The 18922-nt window shown below is 51.0% G+C and carries 21 protein-coding genes; 10 read left to right on the top strand and 11 right to left on the bottom strand.

The features are described 5' to 3' along the window. The first annotated feature begins 25 nt into the window (after positions 1–25). Positions 26–781 (top strand): acyl-[acyl-carrier-protein] thioesterase, encoded by a 756-nt coding sequence (locus MMG03_RS14450; RefSeq protein ID WP_073159555.1) that lies wholly within the window; start codon positions 26–28, stop codon positions 779–781. A 27-nt stretch (positions 782–808) separates the two neighbouring features. On the opposite strand, the gene MMG03_RS14445 is transcribed toward MMG03_RS14450, so the two are convergent. Further along, the gene (locus MMG03_RS14445; RefSeq protein ID WP_073159672.1) at positions 809–1360 is read right to left on the bottom strand and encodes a carbohydrate-binding family 9-like protein; all 552 of its coding nucleotides are present in this window, start codon (positions 1358–1360) and stop codon (positions 809–811) included. A gap of 200 nt (positions 1361–1560) precedes the next feature. On the opposite strand from MMG03_RS14445, the gene MMG03_RS14440 reads away from it, so the two are divergent. Together MMG03_RS14440 and MMG03_RS14435 are read left to right on the top strand one after the other, a co-directional pair. After that, complete coding sequence (locus MMG03_RS14440) at positions 1561–1887, top strand: SpoVG family protein (RefSeq protein ID WP_073159557.1); 327 nt, start codon at positions 1561–1563, stop codon at positions 1885–1887. Positions 1888–1897: 10 nt separating this feature from the next. Further along, complete coding sequence (locus MMG03_RS14435; protein ID WP_073159559.1) at positions 1898–3457, top strand: YifB family Mg chelatase-like AAA ATPase; 1560 nt, start codon at positions 1898–1900, stop codon at positions 3455–3457. A gap of 104 nt (positions 3458–3561) precedes the next feature. Here the strand turns inward: MMG03_RS14435 and MMG03_RS14430 are convergent, their stop codons facing one another. Next, entirely contained in the window at positions 3562–3927 is a 366-nt protein-coding gene (locus tag MMG03_RS14430) for a dihydroneopterin aldolase (protein WP_073159561.1), read from the bottom strand. Beyond that, positions 3921–4949, bottom strand: a complete 1029-nt coding sequence (locus MMG03_RS14425) for a hypothetical protein (RefSeq protein ID WP_073159563.1) — start codon at positions 4947–4949, stop codon at positions 3921–3923. The genes MMG03_RS14430 and MMG03_RS14425 overlap by 7 nt, the downstream gene beginning before the upstream one ends. Before the next feature lie 252 nt (positions 4950–5201). On the opposite strand from MMG03_RS14425, the gene pgk reads away from it, so the two are divergent. Further along, positions 5202–6446, top strand: coding sequence for a phosphoglycerate kinase (pgk, locus tag MMG03_RS14420; protein ID WP_073159565.1), 1245 nt, complete (start codon positions 5202–5204; stop codon positions 6444–6446). A gap of 254 nt (positions 6447–6700) precedes the next feature. Here the strand turns inward: pgk and MMG03_RS14415 are convergent, their stop codons facing one another. Then, positions 6701–6853, bottom strand: coding sequence for a hypothetical protein (locus tag MMG03_RS14415; protein WP_249506600.1), 153 nt, complete (start codon positions 6851–6853; stop codon positions 6701–6703). 45 nt (positions 6854–6898) lie between these two features. Between MMG03_RS14415 and MMG03_RS14410 the strand changes: the two genes are divergently transcribed. The 6 genes from MMG03_RS14410 (at position 6899) to MMG03_RS14385 (ending at position 12441) form a co-directional block, all read left to right on the top strand. Continuing rightward, complete coding sequence (locus tag MMG03_RS14410; RefSeq protein ID WP_249506599.1) at positions 6899–7309, top strand: hypothetical protein; 411 nt, start codon at positions 6899–6901, stop codon at positions 7307–7309. A 72-nt stretch (positions 7310–7381) separates the two neighbouring features. Next, complete coding sequence (locus MMG03_RS14405) at positions 7382–7732, top strand: hypothetical protein (RefSeq protein ID WP_073159569.1); 351 nt, start codon at positions 7382–7384, stop codon at positions 7730–7732. Positions 7733–7810: 78 nt separating this feature from the next. Continuing rightward, the gene (locus MMG03_RS14400) at positions 7811–9067 is read left to right on the top strand and encodes a hypothetical protein (protein WP_249506598.1); all 1257 of its coding nucleotides are present in this window, start codon (positions 7811–7813) and stop codon (positions 9065–9067) included. 61 nt (positions 9068–9128) lie between these two features. Then, a complete protein-coding gene (hisH, locus tag MMG03_RS14395; protein ID WP_073159573.1) occupies positions 9129–9743 on the top strand; it encodes an imidazole glycerol phosphate synthase subunit HisH in 615 nt (204 codons plus the stop codon). Positions 9744–9946: 203 nt separating this feature from the next. Beyond that, positions 9947–10762 carry a TIGR02147 family protein gene (locus tag MMG03_RS14390; RefSeq protein ID WP_073286208.1) on the top strand — a complete coding sequence of 272 codons (816 nt, stop codon included), beginning with the start codon at positions 9947–9949 and terminating at the stop codon, positions 10760–10762. Positions 10763–10785: 23 nt separating this feature from the next. Next, positions 10786–12441, top strand: coding sequence for a hypothetical protein (locus MMG03_RS14385; RefSeq protein WP_249506597.1), 1656 nt, complete (start codon positions 10786–10788; stop codon positions 12439–12441). Here the strand turns inward: MMG03_RS14385 and rph are convergent, their stop codons facing one another. The 7 genes from rph to MMG03_RS14350 form a co-directional block, all read right to left on the bottom strand. Further along, on the bottom strand, positions 12442–13167 hold the full coding sequence (gene rph / locus MMG03_RS14380) for a ribonuclease PH (RefSeq protein ID WP_249506596.1): 726 nt from the start codon (positions 13165–13167) through the stop codon (positions 12442–12444). 107 nt (positions 13168–13274) lie between these two features. Continuing rightward, entirely contained in the window at positions 13275–14126 is an 852-nt protein-coding gene (locus tag MMG03_RS14375; protein ID WP_073159579.1) for a prephenate dehydratase, read from the bottom strand. Positions 14127–14167: 41 nt separating this feature from the next. Then, the gene (locus MMG03_RS14370) at positions 14168–14818 is read right to left on the bottom strand and encodes a C40 family peptidase (RefSeq protein WP_088665885.1); all 651 of its coding nucleotides are present in this window, start codon (positions 14816–14818) and stop codon (positions 14168–14170) included. A 24-nt stretch (positions 14819–14842) separates the two neighbouring features. Continuing rightward, complete coding sequence (gene bioB / locus MMG03_RS14365; protein ID WP_249506595.1) at positions 14843–15817, bottom strand: biotin synthase BioB; 975 nt, start codon at positions 15815–15817, stop codon at positions 14843–14845. A 187-nt stretch (positions 15818–16004) separates the two neighbouring features. Beyond that, entirely contained in the window at positions 16005–16520 is a 516-nt protein-coding gene (locus MMG03_RS14360) for a PaaI family thioesterase (RefSeq protein ID WP_101479717.1), read from the bottom strand. A gap of 21 nt (positions 16521–16541) precedes the next feature. After that, on the bottom strand, positions 16542–17243 hold the full coding sequence (locus tag MMG03_RS14355; protein ID WP_249506594.1) for a type 1 glutamine amidotransferase: 702 nt from the start codon (positions 17241–17243) through the stop codon (positions 16542–16544). 392 nt (positions 17244–17635) lie between these two features. Beyond that, positions 17636–18403, bottom strand: coding sequence for a threonine--tRNA ligase (locus MMG03_RS14350; RefSeq protein ID WP_249506593.1), 768 nt, complete (start codon positions 18401–18403; stop codon positions 17636–17638). Positions 18404–18922 lie beyond the last annotated feature (519 nt).

Genomic DNA, 18922 nt, shown 5'->3' with positions numbered 1-18922 from the left:
TATTCACTCTTCACTCTTCACTGCCATGATCGATATTTACTCCCTTGCAAAGAATCCGCTGGTGTTCCAGAAGCCCCGTACCGTTACGTCGGCTTATATTGACGTGTCCGGGAAAATGGGCGTGGCCCAGACGGTTCTTATGGTCCAGGATAACCTCTGTGAAAATCTGGGGAAACTCAAACAGGATAATTTTTTCGTAAAGGAAAAGGGCGGCTATTGGGTTATTTCCAAGGCCAAACTGAAATTTTTCCAGCGCCCGTTCTGGGGTGATAAGGTGGTGACGACTTCATACCCTACAAGTAACAGCCTGATTCGAACTTATGAAAGTACCGCCATTACCACAACCGAGGGCGAACCCATTGTGTTGGCCGTACAGGAGGCCTGCTGCCTGGATTTGGTACGTCATCGTCCCATGAAACTTTCTACGGTGGGCTTTCCTACAGAGGGTTTCCCGGAACAGGTCCTCGATGACAAGTTTACCAAGTTCGAAGTGACTCCCGATGAGTACGAAGAGATTTACCAGCAGCGGGTTCTGCCTCAGCATCTGGACATGTCTCATCATATGAACAACATCAAGTACATCGAACTGTCGATGAACGTGTTCTCTTCTGCAGACTGGGAACTTTGTACTCCCTCCGAAATGGAAGTCCATTTTTTGGGAGAGTCCATGGAAGGAACTCTGCTGAAGATTTTCCGTGCGGACCACAAGGGCGCCACCTACATGAAGATTGAAGATGAGACAGGACGTCAGGTCTTCGAAATGAAAATCAAGATGAAATAAAAAAAGCGGCAGTAATCGCCGCACACTTTATACAAATTCTCTGAAGAATTCGGGCCGGTGAAAATCCGGCTTTTCTGTTTCTACGGGGAAGGCGCTCAGATAGTGGGGCGACTGGGACTTGTCGCCGCATTTATAGAGGTTGCCACGAAGAGACTTTCCGACAAATGAATTCAGCCCGAAGAGGCTGGCGGGAATCTGTACGGTCATTCCCCAGCAGACCAGGTTCCCGGCGACGCTGGCCACTTGCTTTGTGCGGATGACCTTGTTGATGTCTTCCTGGGACAGGGTGGTACGGTTGTTGCGATCTGGCCCGTGGGCTGCCAGCAGGAAACCTCGGCTTGTCGTTTCGAAGTTGAAGTACTCGCTGGGGTTTGCTGGGTTCTGCAGGAAAATTTCTACGCAGGAATCTTCCCAACTGCGGCCGTTGTCTTCTTGCACTTCGGCACGGAAGCAGGTGTCGGGTTCCTCGATGGTAAAGCTGACGGTAAAATAGTCGGCGCTGATTTCTACGTCGGCAAGGACTGAGGGGAGAACTTTTCCCTGATTCTGAGGCCAGTTTAGATTTGCATTAAGAAGCATGGCTATAAGATAGATAATCACTGATTAATCAGTGATTAATCGCTGCTTAATTTAGAATGAAAAAATGGGAATGCCTTTTTTTGATGAAAAAGGGCGTTTTTGTATTTGGCATGGCTTTTGCATTAAGGGGGCGTCATCGGACGGTTCTGGTAAACCGTTAGATGTTGGATAAGTTAACGCCAATGACTTAGGAGGTCTTTATGGCAGAACAGATAAAAGAAAATGAAGTCAAACAGGCAACAAGTCAGTTTGATTGTCTTGCGGTCACCAGTGTCCAGGTTTTCCCTTTTAAGGAAGGACCTAGCATGGGACATATTAAGGGGCTTGCCACCGTAGTCCTGAATGACCAGATGTTGATTCGTGGTCTTCGTGTGATGGATGGTGAAAACGGTATGTTTGTGGGCTATCCGAACGATCCTTTCTATAAGGGCGAGGAATTCCGCACCATTTGCTCTCCCGTTACCCGCCAGCTCCGTGAACACATCGAAAACTGTGTTCTTGAACGCTATCAGGCCGCCATGGCCTAGGAAGGTTCTCTTGTTCCATAGAATCCGTTCTTACTGCCTGTTTGGAATAAAGGCTGTTCCCGTAAGCGTCGAGGTCGACGCCTCTCAGGGGCTGCCGGGTTTTACTTTGGTTGGATTACCTGACAATGCGGTAAGGGAATCTAGGGAACGAGTGGTCTCGGCCATCCGTTCCATAGATAAGGTGGTGACAGGTTTCCGAACGACGGTGAACTTGTCGCCCGCGGATTTGCGGAAGGAGGGCAGTGCCCTTGACCTGCCGTTGGCTATCGGTCTTCTTGTGGCTACCGGCGAAATTGAAGTTCCTGATTTGGAACGGTTGGTGTTTGTGGGGGAACTTTCCCTAGATGGTTTGTTGAAGCCTGTTCGTGGAGTCCTTTCGGTGGCCATGAGTCTCCCTGATCGCAAGAGAGACGTTCTTGTGGTGCCTCGGGGGAACGAACGGGAGGTGCGTCTTGTAGAAGGTGTGCGGTACGTGTGTGCGGATTCCCTAAAGGAATGCGTTGGTGTGTTAGAAAAGGGGGCTGTGTCTAAGGCTGTTTCGGCGGCGGGACTGGCTGCCGCGCATGGAGCGGAGAGGGGCGCTGGACAGGGGTATGCCTGCATACAGGGAATACCAGACTTTAAGAATGTCATCGGGATGGAAGGGGTCAAAAGAGCTCTTGAGGTGGCTGCTGCCGGAGCCCATAATTTCCTGTTGGTTGGTTCTCCCGGTGCGGGAAAATCATTATGTGCCAAATGCCTTCCGGGAATCCTCCCCGAAATGACGGATGAGGAAATTCTCGAGACGACCCGCATACATTCCTGCGCAAGGGCTGCAGGGGATATGGAATGCTTTAAGCCGGTAATGGTTCGTCCTATCCGGACGCCACACCATTCGGCGTCTATGGTGTCTCTTGTTGGGGGCGGCGTGCATTTGCGGCCTGGGGAGGCTAGCATGGCTCATAATGGCGTTTTGTTTCTTGATGAACTCCCCGAATTCAACCGCAGTGTCCTGGAGGCTTTGCGAGAACCGATGGAAGAGGGACTCATTTCGGTGAGCCGGGCTAGCGGAACGGTCGTGTGGCCTGCTCGTTTTATGATGGGGGCTGCCATGAATCCTTGCCCCTGTGGCTATGCCATGGATGCAAAACGGAGCTGTACGTGCCTGCCGGAAGCCCGCAAGCGATATCAGGAAAAAATTTCGGGACCGCTGCTGGATCGTATCGATATCCAGGTCAGTGTGCCCTCTGTGGAGGCATCCCAGTTTGCCAGCGGGGCCACTATATCTGAGACTTCTGCAGACATTCGCAAGCGGGTCTGTGAGGCTAGGGCCTTGCAGAGGGATCGCTTTAAGAATCTCCCTTTCAAGACCAATGCGGAAATGTCGTCCGAAGCGGCGAAATCGTTCTGCAGGTTGTCTGCAGCTACCGAGCGTTTTGCCATATCTGCCGCCGACAAGATGGGCTTGAGTGCACGAGGCTACTTCAGGCTCCTGAAGGTGGGACGGACCATAGCTGACCTTCGCGGGGCTCCTGCCGTCGAAATTCTGGACCTGTCCGAGGCGCTTCGCTATCGTTCCTTTCGCTCCTGATTGAACGTTGTAAAAGAACTTTCTCCTCCGTCCCCTCATCACAAGCAAAGCGCCTCTCCTAACGGAGGGGCGCTTCTTGCTTAATCTCTTGTTTTATCTCTTGCTTAGCGTCGCATCCTAATGGATGATTCTGCCCCGACGCAATCAGGGATGGCGCACGGCTTTCTGACGGAAACCTCGACGGCCTGAGCCTTGGGATAATTCCCGAGAATGCGTTCGGCGCAGCGGTACACCAGGGTTTCTTCCAGCTGGAAACAAGAAAGGCGGATAAACCCTTTCAGGTCTTCCGCCAGTTGTGCATAGTCTATGGAGTGTGCCAGGTCTTCGTTTCTGGCAGCGAGGGTAAAATCAGACCAGACGGTCACGTTCAGTACGATCGGCTGTTCGTTTTCGCGTTCATAGGGAAGGGTCCCGATGATGCAGTCGAAAGTAAGGTCCCGAAGGCTGATTTTACCGAGTTCTGTTACCATACGTAGAGAACGACTGCGCCTGCGATAGATGCGCCTGCTACGCCGAACCAGATGTTACGGGCAGAAGCATAGGAATCGTGGGTCTTCTTGTTTTCGTTCATACGGTTCTGGAGGCTCTGCATGGTCCAGTAGACGGGGCCTTCTTCGGTGGTTCTAAGCACGTACTCGCCCTTGGAAATCATCACTTCTTCACAGCTGGGGTTGCCGTTACAGGCGCGGAGGAGGTTGCCCTTAAGTTCGTCCAGGTCGTCGTAGGCGCTCTGGGCCTTGTTGGCTTCCTTCTGCTGGAGGATGCCCATGACGATGCTTGCTGCGGCCAGGGCGGTGAGACCCACTGCGCTCCAGAAGCGGACTTCGTCAGCGATACCGAAACGGTCGCCTACGTTGCCTGCTGCGTCGCTGGCTGCCTGGTCACGGCTGTCGGCTGCAGAGTTGTCTATCGGAGCGGTAGTCTTGTACTGGAAGACATCATCATCGTCTTCGCAATCTTCATCGTCGTCGCAGTATTCGTCACTGCTGGTTGCAGCGGCAGCGGTTTCGGCGACAGGTTCGTCGGCGCCTTCGCCCTTGAGGGTCACGGGGCTGCCGTCAATGAAGACGATTGCAGAGGAAAGGCCGTCGGCGAAGACGGACTTGCCATCGAAGTATACCTTTTCGACGTCCTTGTCGGCGTCCATGCCGCGCTTGGAGTAAACCTTGGCGGTCAGGAGCTTGGAGTAGTCGACGCCGTCAGCGGTCATGGCGGTCATGGAGGACAGGTCGCCTGCGGAGCCCTGGTAGAGCTGGTAGGTCGCGTCGTTGTCGCCGAACGGGTCTACAAACTTCTGACGGACGACCAGACGGCCATCCTGGAGGGATTCCACTTCGTCTGCCGGGATGGTCTTCAGTTCGCCACCGAATTCGGCAGAGATGTATTCGTCGGGAGTACCGGCGTCCTTAGCATCAAATTCATTAATATCGTACGGACCGGCAAAAGCGGACACGACAGAAAGGCACAGGGCCCACAAAATTGAACGTTTCATTTGATAACTCCAATATGGACTATTTTTCGTGAAATATATAAAAAAAAGATTGAAAATTCACAAAGGAAAGTTTTTTGCAGTATACAAAGGTAAATGATTAAGGGATAGTCGGATAGATGATACAAATTATATAAAGAAAAATTTACAAAAGTGTGCTTTGCATAGTTGATTTGTGCATTTGACCATGTTTTTTTGCCCCCTTTTACTATATTTTAGTCCGTAAATTTTAACTCTAACCAGAAGGTGCTAATCATGGCAAAGCTTTCTATTGAAGATCTCGAACTCGCTGGCAAGCGCGTGTTCATCCGTGTCGACTTCAACGTTCCCCAGGACAAGGTCACCGGCGAAATCACCAACACCAAGCGTATCGAAGCTGCTCTCCCCACTATCCAGTGCGCTCTCGATAAGGGTGCTGCTGTTATCCTCGCTTCTCACCTGGGCCGCCCCAATGGCGAAGTGAACATGAAGTACACTCTCGCTCCCGTTGCCAAGAAGCTCGAAGAACTCATCAAGAAGCCGGTGAAGTTCCTCTCTGACTGTGCTGGTGCTGAAGTTGAAGCTGCTTGCGCCGCTATCAAGCCGGGTGAAATCATCCTCCTCGAAAACCTCCGCTTCCACATCGAAGAAGAAGGCAAGAAGAAGGACGCTGAAGGCAACAAGGTTAAGGCTGACAAGGAAGCTGTCAAGGCATTCCGCGCTTCTCTCACCAAGCTCGCTGACGTTTATGTTAACGACGCATTCGGTACCGCTCACCGCGACCACTCTTCCATGACTGGTGTTGAACTGCCGCAGCGCGCTGCTGGCTTCCTCATGAACAAGGAACTCAAGGCATTCGACGCAGTTCTCAACAACCCCCCGCGTCCGTTCCTCGCAATCCTCGGCGGTGCTAAGGTTGCCGACAAGATCCAGCTCATCAACAACCTCCTGGACAAGGCTGACAAGATCATCATCGGCGGCGGCATGGCATTCACCTTCAAGAAGGTGATCGACAATATCGAAATCGGTTCTTCTCTGTTCGACGAAGAAGGCGCAAAGCTGGTTCCGGAACTGATGGCTAAGGCTAAGGCTGCTGGCAAGGAAATCATCCTCCCGGTTGACTACATCGCTGCTGACAAGTTCGCTGCTGACGCTGCTACCAAGGCTGTTTCTGACGCTGAAGGTATCCCCGCTGGCTGGATGGGTCTGGACGTTGGTGCAGAATCCACCAAGAAGTTCGTTGAAGCTATCAAGTCCTCCAAGACCATCGTTTGGAACGGTCCTGCAGGCGTGTTCGAATTCGAAGCATTCGAAAAGGCTACCAAGGCTATGGCTGACGCAATCGTCGAAGCTACCGCAGCTGGTGCAATCACCGTGATCGGTGGTGGCGATACCGCTACTGCAGCTAAGAAGTACGGCGCAGACAAGAAGGTCACCCACACCTCTACCGGTGGTGGCGCTTCTCTCGAACTCCTGGAAGGCAAGGTCCTGCCGGGCGTCGCAGCCCTGACCGACAAGTAACTTGCGATGATAAGCGGCGCATTGCCGCGTTGCTCGCCCCCTCACGTACGAAAGTACGCTACGGGGGTTCGCGCCTTGCACTGCTTGCTTCTAATCGCAAATTACATTTGCGTTTTAGAGAAATTGTGAATTGAAAAAATCCCGATGGAAAGTCGGGATTTTTTTTGTATTTGGGGGAGGTGGGCTTGCGCCTTGCGGACCACTACGGTTGAATTGAACGGAAATGACTTTGACAACCGTAGTCAAGCTCTAAGTCATTGTTGGTTGGCGTTGGGGTTGACGGTTTCGTCGTGCTCCTCGAATTGGCTCACTTTCTTGAACCAGTAGTCTTCACTGTTGATGGAGCTCATGTTGTTGATGATGGCGTCCAGATCCAATTCTTCATTGTTGTTGTTTTCGTTAGGCATGTACTGAATATAGTATTATCTGTTTAATTTTGTATTTTTGCAGTCATGAACAAATTGATTTGGGGGTTAGTTTTGTTGATTTCTGTAGGGGCGGCTCAGGCTCAGCTTGTTCCCAAGGGTATGGCTATCTACGGCAGTGTGGACGGGACTGATGTTGTGCCGCAGGAGGAGTCTTCCTATGGGTCGGAAAATTCTGTGCCTGATTCGTTGCTGAACTGGAACGAAGACTGTGCCGTTTTTGCGGATAGTGTGTCCATTTACATGAAGGATTACAACTACAATATTGGCAAGGCTAAGCAGTTTGCCCGCTATGGTGGGATTTGTGGTAGGGCAGGGCTTGGTATCGCCCTTATCGGTATTGATATGCTGTCCGCGGGACTTGCCATGGACAAACGCAGTTTTGATAATGCGCTCAGTTATGGCGGTGTTGCAATGATTACGGGCGGATTTCTTTAAGCAGAAAAAGATTGATTACCAGCGGAGACATTCCGTTTTGCAGACAAGTGACTATTAAAACGTGAGGTTTTTATGGCAGAAAAGATTTCTGAAATTTCAAAGGTGTATCACAAGGAACACGGCAACTGCGCTGTGTCTGTGACTTATGGTTATTGGCGTGCCCAGGGCAAGTCTGAAGCGGAAGCTCTGGAACTGGCCATGGCTGTAAAGCAGTTCAGTGGCGGTCGTGCTCCGGAGGGAACTTGCGGCGCCTTACATGCGGCAAAGCTGTTGGCTCCTGCCCAGTCTGATGCCATTGTGGAGTTCTTCAAGAACGGTGCCAAGGGCTGCACCCTGTGTAGTGAAATTCGCCCCAATGGGGTGATTCCCTGCAACCGCTGTGTGGAATTGGCGGGCGAGGCGCTGGACTCCTTGAATAAATAGGGCGGTCTGGGGTTTTATTTTGCGATTCCATTAAGTATCTTTGTGTCGGTGTTCGGGTATTTAGGAAAAGGAGACTTGATGAAGAATCGTTTTGGACTTTTGGCCCTTACGCTTTTTGTGGCGGGTTGCAGTTTTTTCGTGGCATGTGGCGAGTCAGCCTCTGAAGCAGAAAATTCGGATCCGGTTCCTCAGGCGGAATCTAGTTCTGCCATGGGAACGGCTGACCCCGCTGAAGTTTTTTCGTCGGCTGTAGTAGAAGTTCCCCAGACTTTGCCCTGCGCTCCCGAGGAGGAGGGCGGTTTTGTGTGGATCGAAACGGGTAAGAGTTATTACCGTTGCGAGTCCGGTTTGTGGACTGCGTATGACGTGGCGCCTCATAAGAGAGGTTTCGATCCGTGCCAGTTTAATTTTGGTGCGGCCTGGAGTACCGACAAGGAACGCGATTCTACGAATTACGCCGGCCTGGACTATATTGCGGTCTGGCTTGGTGATAACGATTTCTATAACGGCTTTGAAGAACGTATGGTAAAGATGAGCGTGGAAATTGGCGCGACTCCCATGATTTACGCTTACGTGATTGCCGAGTTCGACAAGGACCATGGAATTGACGACTGCAATATTTCCAAGGCCGAAAAGACCCATTGCTCCCATGGGGCCCAGATGATTCGCGAATATTTTGCGGACTCCATTTTGTATCGTTATGCGGCTTATGCCAACGGTATGCGTGAACAGCTGATTTACCGTCTGGAGGTGGATGCGGATACTTATGAATCCATCTGGCTGATTGAACCGGATTTTTATCAGTATTCCGAAACGGCTTCAAGGCAGAAGGAAAGATACGATGGAACTGTCCAGGAAGGAGGCGGCATTCCCGATTCCCTTATGGGCGTGTACTTCAAGCAGATCGTGGATACCATTCGTGCCTACTTGCCTGCGGCAAAGATTGCCATCGATATTTCACCCTGGATTGGCGATAAGGATACGGCCCTGTTTGCCCAGTGGTATTCCAACTTTGACATGAGTATCGTGGATTTTGCGGGAACTTCCGGCGGTTCGTCCCTGGCGACATCCGAGAAGATTGTGGCTGCCAATTCTGCCACCTGGGCGAAGATTCATGAGGTGACGGGCAAGCCCATTCTTGCGGATGCGGGCTATGGTGCCGGTGGCGCAAGTAACGGCCACAAGAAGCCTTGGGATGATGTCCAGAACATCAAGGCCAGAATGGCCAACGGTGTTGTGGGTGTTATGCAGATGAATGCCGCTAACGATTTCCCGGTAAGGGCTGATACCATCAGGCCGCAGCTGAATTATACGTTCCCCTGGTGCAATAACTAGGGCGGCACTTCGACGGTTTTAATCTTTTTTCTATCTTTGCGGTTGTAAAAACGAGGTTTCTATGTCTATTATCGTAGTTGACTACAACGCTGGCAACTTGACGTCTGTGATGAACGCTTTGGAACACATCGGTGCCGATGCTGTTTCTAGCCGCGATCCCGAAGTGATTGCCAAGGCTGATCGCCTGATTTTCCCTGGCGTTGGCGCTGCGGCTTCGGCTATGGAAACCTTGACTAGGACCGGAATCGGTGAGGCCATCAAGACGGTGGTGAAGGCCGGCAATCCTGTGCTTGGTATTTGTATCGGTTGCCAGATCATTCTGGAAGAATCCGAAGAAGATGGCGGTGTCAAGACTTTGGGGCTGATTCCCGGCAAGGCTGTGCGCTTTAAGGATGAACCGGGCCTGAAGATTCCTCACATGGGTTGGAACCAGGTGGAATTTACCCGCGAACACCCCATTATGAAGGGCATCGCCAGCGGTAGCGATTTCTACTACGTTCATTCCTATCACCCGGTGGTGCCTGCGGAGTATAGCTTTGCTGAAACTACTTACGGCACCCAGACCTTCCAGGGCCTTATTGGCAAGGATAACCTGATTGCTTCCCAGTTCCATCAGGAAAAGAGTGGTGATGTGGGGCTTGCCATGCTGAAGAACTTCTGCGACTGGAAAGTTTAATTCGCCTTAGCCAATTTTTTACTTTATAGTTAGACCGTGTTAATCCGCGGTCTTTTTTTATAATAAAAAAATATGGATTCTTGGTTAAGAGTCTGGTAGTTTACGTCTATTTTTATTGATAAAATAAATTTTGTATCATTGGTTTATTGACGAATGATACAAAATAAATTATGTTTGCCTTCGCCGTCAAGGCAGGTAAATTTTTGAAGCCCATAACCGATTATCAAAGCTATCGCTGCTATATGCAGGAGTTTTATGAGGAGCGTAAGCGAACGGATTCGTTTACGTGGCGAGAATATGCCCGTCTGGCAGGGTTTTCTTCGCCTACCTACCTGAAGTTGGTTTGCGAGGGCAAAAGTAGCCTTAGCGAGGCGGGAATCGGCAAGGTGGCCGACGCCATGGGGCTGAAGGGTTTTGATTACGTCTATTTCCGTTACCTGGTGCAGTTTAACCAGGCTAAAGATGACGAGTCCCGCAAGAAGGCGTTCGGTGCCATGCAGGAAGTGGCCAAGTCAAAAAAGATCCGCGTGCTGGATGGCGACGCCTACGCTTATTTTGAGTCCTGGAAGAATCCGGTGCTGCGTGAATTAGTGACCATGATGCCGGGTGCCACTCCCGAGGCAATGGCAGCCATGTGCTGGCAGCCGGTAAGTGCCGACGAAGTCTGCGCTTCGCTTGATTTGATGGTAAAGTTGGGTTTGTTACAGAAGAAGGGCCGTAATGTTTATGTGCAGACGGATAAGGCTCTCGTGGGGAATTCCGATGCGATTCCCGTGGCTGTACGGACGATGCATCGGGAAATGGCTGCGCTTGCTCAAAAATCTATAGATGCGTTTGATGTGAATGATCGAAATATTATGGGTGTTACAATGAGTGTTGATCGTGAAGCTTACGAACAAATTGTGGAGGAACTGCTTTCGTGCCGACGAAAAATAGCCTCCATTGCCAATGCCAGCAGAAAGCCGGATCAGGTATATCGTTTGAACTTACAATTGTTTCCTTTGACAAAGAAAATCTAGAAAGCTGATTTGGGACGGCTAGGATGACTAAAAAAAATATTGCATTCTCTATTGTTTTAACTAACGCGTTTTTACTGGGTGGTTGCGGATCGGACCGCCACATGGTTTTTGACGAAGGATCCACCGAAGAAAACAATGCTTCTGTTGAAGTGGTCCACATTGAAGATGTAAACGTGGTGGACGTACCCGGAACATGGTCTATGTTGGATGGCGGTGAAGGGTCTGAAATTAAATGGGACGTTGACGGTGATAAAGTCTTTTCAAGGACTTGGCTGAAATCGGCTCAAAAGAAATGTGGCGGTTTCTGCGGAACGGTTGTTCTTGGAAAGAGCTCGTCTGACAAGGTGGCTTCCGTTGGGTTTAATCTGGATCTTTCCAAGGAACGGAATGATACGCTGGTTTTGGCGGATGTTTCGTCTTGGGGACAGTTGTGCGTGGAATATGCTTCTGGCCTGGATGTTCGCGTCGACCTGGAATCAATGGATTCGACAGGTGTTGTCGTTGAGGATTCTCCGACAGCCTTGTATAAAAAGACGTCTGGCGATTCGGTCAAAGTTCGTTGTGTTGGCTGGGAAAAGTTCAAACCGAAAAAGTCCGGAAAAATTCCGGGTCTTGAAGCGGTGAAACGTCTGGTTTCCCTTTCGTTCTACTTTGAGGGGTCTCCTGGGATGAGTGGCTATTTTAACATCCGGAAGCTGGGGGCCCTGGTGGTCGGTAGTTTCAAGGAGACTCAAGAAGAAAAAATTGATGACCCTCCAGCAGATTCTCTAGCAGATTCACCAGTGGATGATTCTGTAAATGTTCCTGTAGATTCTTCTGGTGGAGATACGTTGCTTATTACGTCGGCGGAATCTAGCTCGGGAGAAATAGCGTCTTCGGCGGAGTCCAGCTCCGGAGAGATTGACTCATCAGCGGAAACTAGTTCGGCGGAATCGACCTCTTCGGCGGAATCAAGTTCGTCAGCGGACACAACCTCGTCAGCGGATTCAACTACGTCGTCGGAATCTAGTGCGGATACGTTGATCACTCCTGCGAAACGGACGATTGATACAAATGATTTGGTGGAGTTATGGGATGGATCAATAAGTTATGAGGTAAAAACAGAATTTTGGGAAATGGATGAATACGGAGCTCCCTGGTATGCTTTTGATGATCATGTTTATGAAGGTTCTTCTACGATTACGTGGCCGGTCTCGTTAGGAGGCGGCTTTGATTCGGAATCTTTAGATGAAGTCATCGAAGAATGTCTGGGTATTTGTGGTACGATTGAATTTGGCGATGTGGCTAAAGGAAAACCACCGTTTGTGGGGGTTGTCTTTGACGTGAAGGGATCTTCTGATTTAATTGCGACGGCTAGGCCTGTTGATGTGACTCCCAAATGGGATGGCGTGTGCGTCGTGTACAAGTCCGACATGAGCGGAGCTATCGTTCTGGACCCGGGATTAGAAAAGGCGGGAACGATGAGCTTCCAATTGCCTGAGGCGGTTTTTGAAAGCTCTTCTGAAATTGTCCGTAAATGTGCTTTGTGGAGTGATTTTACCAAACCCGATTCAAAAGAACCTTCCGACGAAAACGTGGAAGAATCTTTGGCGTCCGTTAGAATCAAGTTTGACGGAAGCTCGGGTAGTGGTGGATCTTTCGCAGTCTATCGAGTGGAAGCTGTCAAAGTCACTGAATAATTACGGCAGTTCACCGCCAATCAGTTCCATCTGCTTTTTATAGATGTCCTTGCAGGCGTTTTCGCCCAGGTCAAGGAGGGTGTTCAGCATGGCGCGATCGAAGCTGGCGTGTTCGCCGGTGCCCTGGACTTCGATGAAGTTCTTGGCATCCTGCATCACCACGTTCATGTCGACGTCGGCTGCGGAGTCTTCTACATAGCAGAGGTCGCAGAGGGGCTTGCCGTTTACGACGCCTACGGAGATGGCGGTAATGGCGTGCTGGAGGATCTGTTCGGTGAGGCCCAGACGTTCCTTGATTTTCTTCAGGGCGATGGCCAGGGCTACAAATCCGCCGATAATGCTTGCGGTACGGGTGCCGCCGTCGGCTTCGATGACGTCACAGTCAATCACGATGGCGTTTTCGCCAAGGGCGTCCAGGTTTGCGGCTCCGCGGAGGGAACGACCTACGAGGCGCTGGATTTCCTGGGTGCGTCCGCTGGCACCTTTACGTTCGCGTTCGACGCGCTTGCCGGTACTCTGAGGCAGCAAGCTGTATTCTGCGGTAATCCAGCCAGTGCCGCGGCCAGCCAGCCAATCCGGAACCTTGGGGAGCAGGGTGGCGTTGCAGATCACGCGGGTGCGACCCATTTCGATAAGGACGGAACCGTCGGCGGAACTGATAAAGCCGGTGGTCATTTTCAGGTTTCTGTATTCGTCAAACTTTCTGTCGGTGCGTTCGTATGCCATAGAAAAATCCTTTTTCAATTATGATTTATGAATTATAAATTATGAGATTTAGTTTGGCGCCTACGGCGCGATTATTAATCTCGTACCTCGTAATTTGTAATTCGTAATTAGAACTTAAGCGTTTCTACCACGCCTTTCTTGAAGGTGCCAAGGATGTACACGAAGCTGGTGTAGTTTTTGAGTTCTGCCAAGGCGGCCTGAGCGTTCTCGTCCTTGATGTTTGCTTCAAAGGAAACGTGGAAGATGTAACCCCAGGGTTTATCGGGGTGGGGGCGGCTTTCGCAACGGGTCAAGTTCAGACCTCGCTTGGCGAAACAGCCCAGGGCGTTGTAGAGGGCGCCTACGGCCTTGTCGTCGGCCAGTTCGAAAAGGATGGTGGTCTTGGCGTTCTCGCTTTCGGTGAAGTCTGCGGGAGTTTTCTGGATAGCGTAGAAGCGGGTGAAGTTGGTTCCCTTCAGGTTTTCGAGGCCAGCCTTCAGAATGTCCAGATTGTAAATCTTGGCGGCGTATGCGCTGGCGATGGCGCCTTCGTCGCGGTTACCGCGGGCGGCCAGTTCTTCGGCAGAACCTGCGGTATCGAATGCAGGGATTGCCTTGATCTGGGGGTTTTCTGCAAAGAAGTGTGAGCACTGGGCCAGAGCCTGGGGGTGGCTGTAGACGCGCTTCAAGTCTTCAACTTTTACGCCGGGCATAACGCAAAGGGTGTGCTCGATGCGGAGCATAACTTCGCCAACGATGCGGTGACGCCACTTGTAAAGCAGGTCGTAGTTCGCTTCGATGGAACCTGCCGTAGAATTTTCGATAGGGATTGCACCGCCGTCGGCTTCACCAGTTTCAATAGCCTGGTAAATTTCTTCGAAAGTGTCCATGGGCAAAGTTTCGATGTCTTCGCCAAAAAGGTAGTGGGCTGCGCAATCGCTGTATGCGCCCTTGCGGCCTTGGAATGCAATTTTCTTCATGACGTTAAGTTAGAAAATTTGCGGTTCCTGTTGCGAACCCCCTATTTAAAACGCTTGGCTCCCTTGTACTTGGGACTCCAGTATTTGTCGTTCATGGGGCTGATCATTACGCCCTTGCTGGTGCTGGCGTGGGTAAACCGGTCGCCGCTCATGTAGATGCCGATGTGGCTGATGCCCCAGAAGTCTCCGAAGAAGACCAGGTCTCCTTCCTTCAGGTCGCCGCGGCTCACCTTCTTGCCGCGTTCATCCTTGTAGATGCCTTCGGCGTTATGTTTGAGGGCGATGCCGTAAAGCTCCTTGTAGATGACCATGACGTAGCCGGAACAGTCGATGCCCGATTTGCTGGTGCCGCCCAGTTTGTAGCGGGTTCCCAACCAGGGCTTGATGACCCCTTCTAGGGTGGTTGCCTTCTTGGGGGTGGCGCGTGCTACTTCTTTCTTGTTGATGGCGGCGTGGGCCTTGGCCGAGGAATTCTGACGAGGCGGTTTTACCGTGTCTTGGGGAGTTGTTGCTGCTGTTGCGACAGCTGCAGGTTCAGAGGTGGTCTGTGGGGCTGGCTGCTGAGCCTGCGCTGTTCTAGCGGGCTTGTAGCCTCCAATCCGCCGATCGTATCCAGTACGAACAGGAAAGGAGCAAGCCGAAAGGAATGCCAGGGTTAAAGCAAGAAATAGAATATTTCTCAGGAGAGCCATCAAGCGAAATCTAAATATTTTTCGCTAGTCCAGGAATCCGTGAGGTTCGAATCCGAGGCTCTTTACCAATTCGAAATCGGTGGCGCTGTTGACTCCGGCGGTGGTCAGCATGTCGTCGGTGATGGTGGCGTTGGCTCCGCTCTTGAATGCCTTTGCACCGTAATCGCCTAGAACGCCGCGGCCACCTGCCAAACGCAAATAGGCCTTGGGATTGATAAAGCGATAGATGGCGACGATTCTGCAGAATTCGTCGTTGGTCATCTTGGGCAGATTTTCGAAAGGAGTTCCCGGAATGGCGTTCAACACGTTGATGGGAGTGGACTTGGCACCCAGTTCGCGGATGTCGATGCACATGTCGATGCGGTCTTCCATGGTTTCGCCAAGGCCCATGATTCCGCCGCTGCAAATTTCAAGGCCTGCGGCTACGGCATTCTGCAACACTCCGATTTTGTCATCGTAAGTGTGGGTGGTGCAAACGTCAGGGAAATGACGGCGGTAAGTTTCCAGATTATTATGGAAACGGGAAAGGCCCGCTGCCTTCAATTGATCAAACTGCTCGCGGTTCAGAAGACCGCTGCTGAGGCAAACGCTAAGCCTGGTTTCTTTCTTGAGGCGACGAATGGTTTCGCAAATCTGTTCTACGTCATTCTTGGTGAGAGTTCTGCCGGAGGTGACGATAGAATAGCGGGGGATGCCTGCGGCTTCCTTCTTCTTTGCATCGGCTACGATTTCGTCGGCGCTGAGCAACTTGTATTCCGGAGCGCCGGTGTGGTAGTAGCTGGACTGTGCGCAGTACTTGCAGTTTTCGGAACAGCGACCGCTGCGGGCGTTGACGATGGAGCAGAAGTCGAAATCGTTGCCGTGGAGTTTTTCGCGGATTTCGTTGGCGGCGGCGGTCAATTCTTCCAGGTCAGCGTCAAGTAGCTTGATGGCATCTTCACGGGTGGTAACGTAACCATCATTCAAAATCTTGTTTTTCAGTTCCTGGACGAAAGACATAAAAACTCCTTAGGTTTGCGCGCCTGTTCCGACGGCTCAAAATATAGAAAAAGGCGAGTGTCGCGACAGAAAATTTATTTTCTGGCATGACCTAGCCGCACTATATGCACTGGAAGAGTGCCATATAGAAAAAGGCGAGCTGTGCCCGCCTATACTATTTCTAATGCACGGCGATAACCGCACTCTATTAGAAAGAAATTTCCTTTACACCATCCTCGATGAGGTAAGGCATTTCTTCGTGCATGGTGACGCCTTCTGCAATCTTGCTCATGTCCAGATGGATGTAGTTGATGTCGCCATCGGCAAGGACGGTTCCGCTCATATCCATGATGCTGGCGTGGGTGATAAAGAATCGGGGAGTGATCTTTACGATCTCGCCGCGGCCGATCAACTGTTCGCCATAGGGAACGGGTTTGCGGTACTTGGTTTCAAGGGACATGGTGACGCCCCAGATAGATTCGTCGCCGCCTTCCTTGGCCCACACTGCGCGAAGTCCCATTTCGTCTAGCATGGCGGTAATGAGGCCTCCATGAACGCGACCGGGATAACTCTGATGCTGTTCGCGATACTGGAACAGACTCATGACGCTTCCGTCTTCCATATTGTAGAACGGAGCGCGGACCCCGTATTCGTTGTCCAGTCCGCACATCATGCACATCTTGCTGTTGTGCTGCTTGCTCACTACCTTGATGATTTCGCTCATGAATCCTCCGTGGGGAACTCGCTACTTCTTTAACACAAAATCAAGAATCTTGACCAAGGCCTTGTTTGCCTTGTCCATGTTTGCTGCGCTGGCCTTTTTGATTTCTGCTGCGTTCTGTACAAACTTGCAACCTGCGCAGGCTTCAATTTCTTCGGCACCGTTCTTCAACATGCTTTCCATGGAATCATCGGTGACTTCAACATGGAACTGCAAGGCGATGGCGCTGCCCAACTTGAATGCCTGATTCTTGCAGGCTTCACTGCTGGCGAAAGATGTTGCCGCTTCGGGGATGTCGAAGGTTTCGCCGTGCCAATGGAAAGCCTGCAGTTTCTTGGGCAGGTCCAAAACCTTGTTGCTGCCTTCGACGCTAGCGTCAAAACTTACAGGAAACCAGCCGATTTCCTTTTCGGGATTTTTCCTGATGGCTGCGCCAAATGCGTTTGCAATCATCTGTGCGCCCAGACAGATGCCGAGAATGGGCTTGCCCAACTGAACCATGTCGCGACACAGTTCCTTTTCACGAACGAAATAAGGATAGTCGGCTTCGTACAGGACGCTCATGGGACCGCCCATCATGATGGCGAAATCCACTTCGTCTTCGTGGGGAATCCTGTCACCGGCGTAGAGACGGACTACATGAACTTTATGACCCTTGGCCTGCAAATAGGGGAGAATGGCTCCCGGGCCTTCATATTCCACATGCTGAAAAATATAGACGTCCATAAAAATACCTCTGACCGAAATATAATAAACGCCTGTGATGTCAAAAATTAAAAGCAGGATTCCGAATAGTTCAATTGCATTTGTCTGTTGGAGGAGTAGAGCGTGTCTATGGTACAAGAACCATTGGTGGAAACATTGACATTATTTTTTTCGGAGAGACTTGATTCGTATCTCTCCTGAATATCTTCGCAATAGTCTAAAATTGACTCTCTGATATAGCTCTTGATTTTGTTTAAGCTAAGCCCTGTTTGGAATTTCTGAATGGAAACCTGCTAACATGATTGACGAAGGGTAAAGGTAGTTAATGAAATGCAAAAAGTCCCCGAGGCGTAACCTCGAGGACTTTTTAATGTCAGAGTCGCGACGGATGCCACGGCTTTCACTTGCGTTGATTAGCGAACGACCTGGCGATCAGCTTCAGTCATAGCGAGGAATTCAGCGACGGTCATCTGACCCTTATCGCCTTCCTTACGCTTGTTCACAGAAACGACGCCTTCGTTCATTTCCTTCTCGCCAACGATGATCTTGTACGGAACCTTCTGGAGTTCGCACTGACGGAACTTGTAGCCCAGCTTTTCGTTGGATTCGTCGATGTCGCAGCGGACGCCGGCGTTCACCAGTTCGCGTTCCACCTTGTGGGCGTATTCAGCGAACTTTTCGGAAATGGGGAGGACGCGTGCCTGGACCGGAGCGAGCCACAGCGGGAAATCGCCCATGAATTCTTCGATGAGGATGCCCAGGAAGCGTTCGATGGAACCCACGGCTGCGCGGTGCAGCATAACGGGGATGTGCTTCTGGTTGTCCTTACCGACATATTCTGCACCGAGACGCTGGGGCAGGTTGAAGTCCACCTGGATGGTACCGCACTGCCAATCACGGCCGAGGGAATCCTTCAAGGTGAATTCAAGCTTCGGGCCGTAGAAGGCGCCTTCGCCCGGGTTCAAGATGTAGTCGAGGCCAGCCAGCTTGGTTGCTTCTTCGAGAGCGGCTTCTGCCTTGTCCCAAAGTTCGTCGGAACCTACGCGGCGTTCCGGACGGGTGGAGAACTTCACCACGATGGAATCGAAACCGAAGTCGTGGTAGATTTGACGCCTTCGGCGTCCGTGGCTGCGCTCGGTCATGCCAGTCTGCAAGCAGCCTGTCGCGACACTCGCTTGCACACTTTTCCTTCACGAGAGCGCAGAAGTCAGCCACTTCGCTGGCGATTATTTTGAGCGTTCCCCACTTCGTGGGTCGGGCTATATTCTGGGGGTGATCGGCTGCGCTTACGCTTGCCACTCACCTCCCAGAACCAAGCCTCGCTCCGCGAGTCTTGTCCCCAAGGGGTCACTATCCCTAACGCAGATGCCGAAATATTTTTCTGAATTTACAATTCTTCAACATAACAGAGAATATAGTATCGCTCTTTTTCTGTAAGCGGACCGTTTTTCTTCTTTACTTCTTTTATTATTGCGTTTTTGAATTTGTTGTTGAATTGTTTTAATAAGTATTCTGAGGCATCATCAACATGTGTGGAAGCATTTAGGCAGCCTTGCTAGATGATTCTCTCGATTCCGATTCCCATTCGTAGGCTATCTGTACATCTACATAGGAACAGCTCAGCATTATCAGCGACAGCATGTTGTTCATGTTCCTGAAGCCATAGGCAGTCCGTATCAGTAGCTTTATCTTGTTGTTCG

The organism is Fibrobacter sp. HC4, from assembly GCF_023373925.1.
GTDB lineage: Bacteria > Fibrobacterota > Fibrobacteria > Fibrobacterales > Fibrobacteraceae > Fibrobacter.
This window is presented reverse-complemented; position numbering and strand designations above follow the sequence as displayed.

What these genes read in the sequence shown, in the direction of transcription:
- MMG03_RS14450 (WP_073159555.1), top strand. Translation starts at nt 26, where the DNA reads ATGATCGATATTTACTCCCTTGCAAAGAATCCGCTGGTGTTCCAGAAG.
- MMG03_RS14445 (WP_073159672.1), bottom strand. Translation starts at nt 1,360, where the DNA reads ATGCTTCTTAATGCAAATCTAAACTGGCCTCAGAATCAGGGAAAAGTT.
- MMG03_RS14440 (WP_073159557.1), top strand. Translation starts at nt 1,561, where the DNA reads ATGGCAGAACAGATAAAAGAAAATGAAGTCAAACAGGCAACAAGTCAG.
- MMG03_RS14430 (WP_073159561.1), bottom strand. Translation starts at nt 3,927, where the DNA reads ATGGTAACAGAACTCGGTAAAATCAGCCTTCGGGACCTTACTTTCGAC.
- MMG03_RS14425 (WP_073159563.1), bottom strand. Translation starts at nt 4,949, where the DNA reads ATGAAACGTTCAATTTTGTGGGCCCTGTGCCTTTCTGTCGTGTCCGCT.
- pgk (WP_073159565.1), top strand. Translation starts at nt 5,202, where the DNA reads ATGGCAAAGCTTTCTATTGAAGATCTCGAACTCGCTGGCAAGCGCGTG.
- MMG03_RS14415 (WP_249506600.1), bottom strand. Translation starts at nt 6,853, where the DNA reads ATGCCTAACGAAAACAACAACAATGAAGAATTGGATCTGGACGCCATC.
- MMG03_RS14410 (WP_249506599.1), top strand. Translation starts at nt 6,899, where the DNA reads ATGAACAAATTGATTTGGGGGTTAGTTTTGTTGATTTCTGTAGGGGCG.
- MMG03_RS14405 (WP_073159569.1), top strand. Translation starts at nt 7,382, where the DNA reads ATGGCAGAAAAGATTTCTGAAATTTCAAAGGTGTATCACAAGGAACAC.
- MMG03_RS14400 (WP_249506598.1), top strand. Translation starts at nt 7,811, where the DNA reads ATGAAGAATCGTTTTGGACTTTTGGCCCTTACGCTTTTTGTGGCGGGT.
- hisH (WP_073159573.1), top strand. Translation starts at nt 9,129, where the DNA reads ATGTCTATTATCGTAGTTGACTACAACGCTGGCAACTTGACGTCTGTG.
- MMG03_RS14385 (WP_249506597.1), top strand. Translation starts at nt 10,786, where the DNA reads ATGACTAAAAAAAATATTGCATTCTCTATTGTTTTAACTAACGCGTTT.
- rph (WP_249506596.1), bottom strand. Translation starts at nt 13,167, where the DNA reads ATGGCATACGAACGCACCGACAGAAAGTTTGACGAATACAGAAACCTG.
- MMG03_RS14375 (WP_073159579.1), bottom strand. Translation starts at nt 14,126, where the DNA reads ATGAAGAAAATTGCATTCCAAGGCCGCAAGGGCGCATACAGCGATTGC.
- MMG03_RS14370 (WP_088665885.1), bottom strand. Translation starts at nt 14,818, where the DNA reads ATGGCTCTCCTGAGAAATATTCTATTTCTTGCTTTAACCCTGGCATTC.
- bioB (WP_249506595.1), bottom strand. Translation starts at nt 15,817, where the DNA reads ATGTCTTTCGTCCAGGAACTGAAAAACAAGATTTTGAATGATGGTTAC.
- MMG03_RS14360 (WP_101479717.1), bottom strand. Translation starts at nt 16,520, where the DNA reads ATGAGCGAAATCATCAAGGTAGTGAGCAAGCAGCACAACAGCAAGATG.
- MMG03_RS14355 (WP_249506594.1), bottom strand. Translation starts at nt 17,243, where the DNA reads ATGGACGTCTATATTTTTCAGCATGTGGAATATGAAGGCCCGGGAGCC.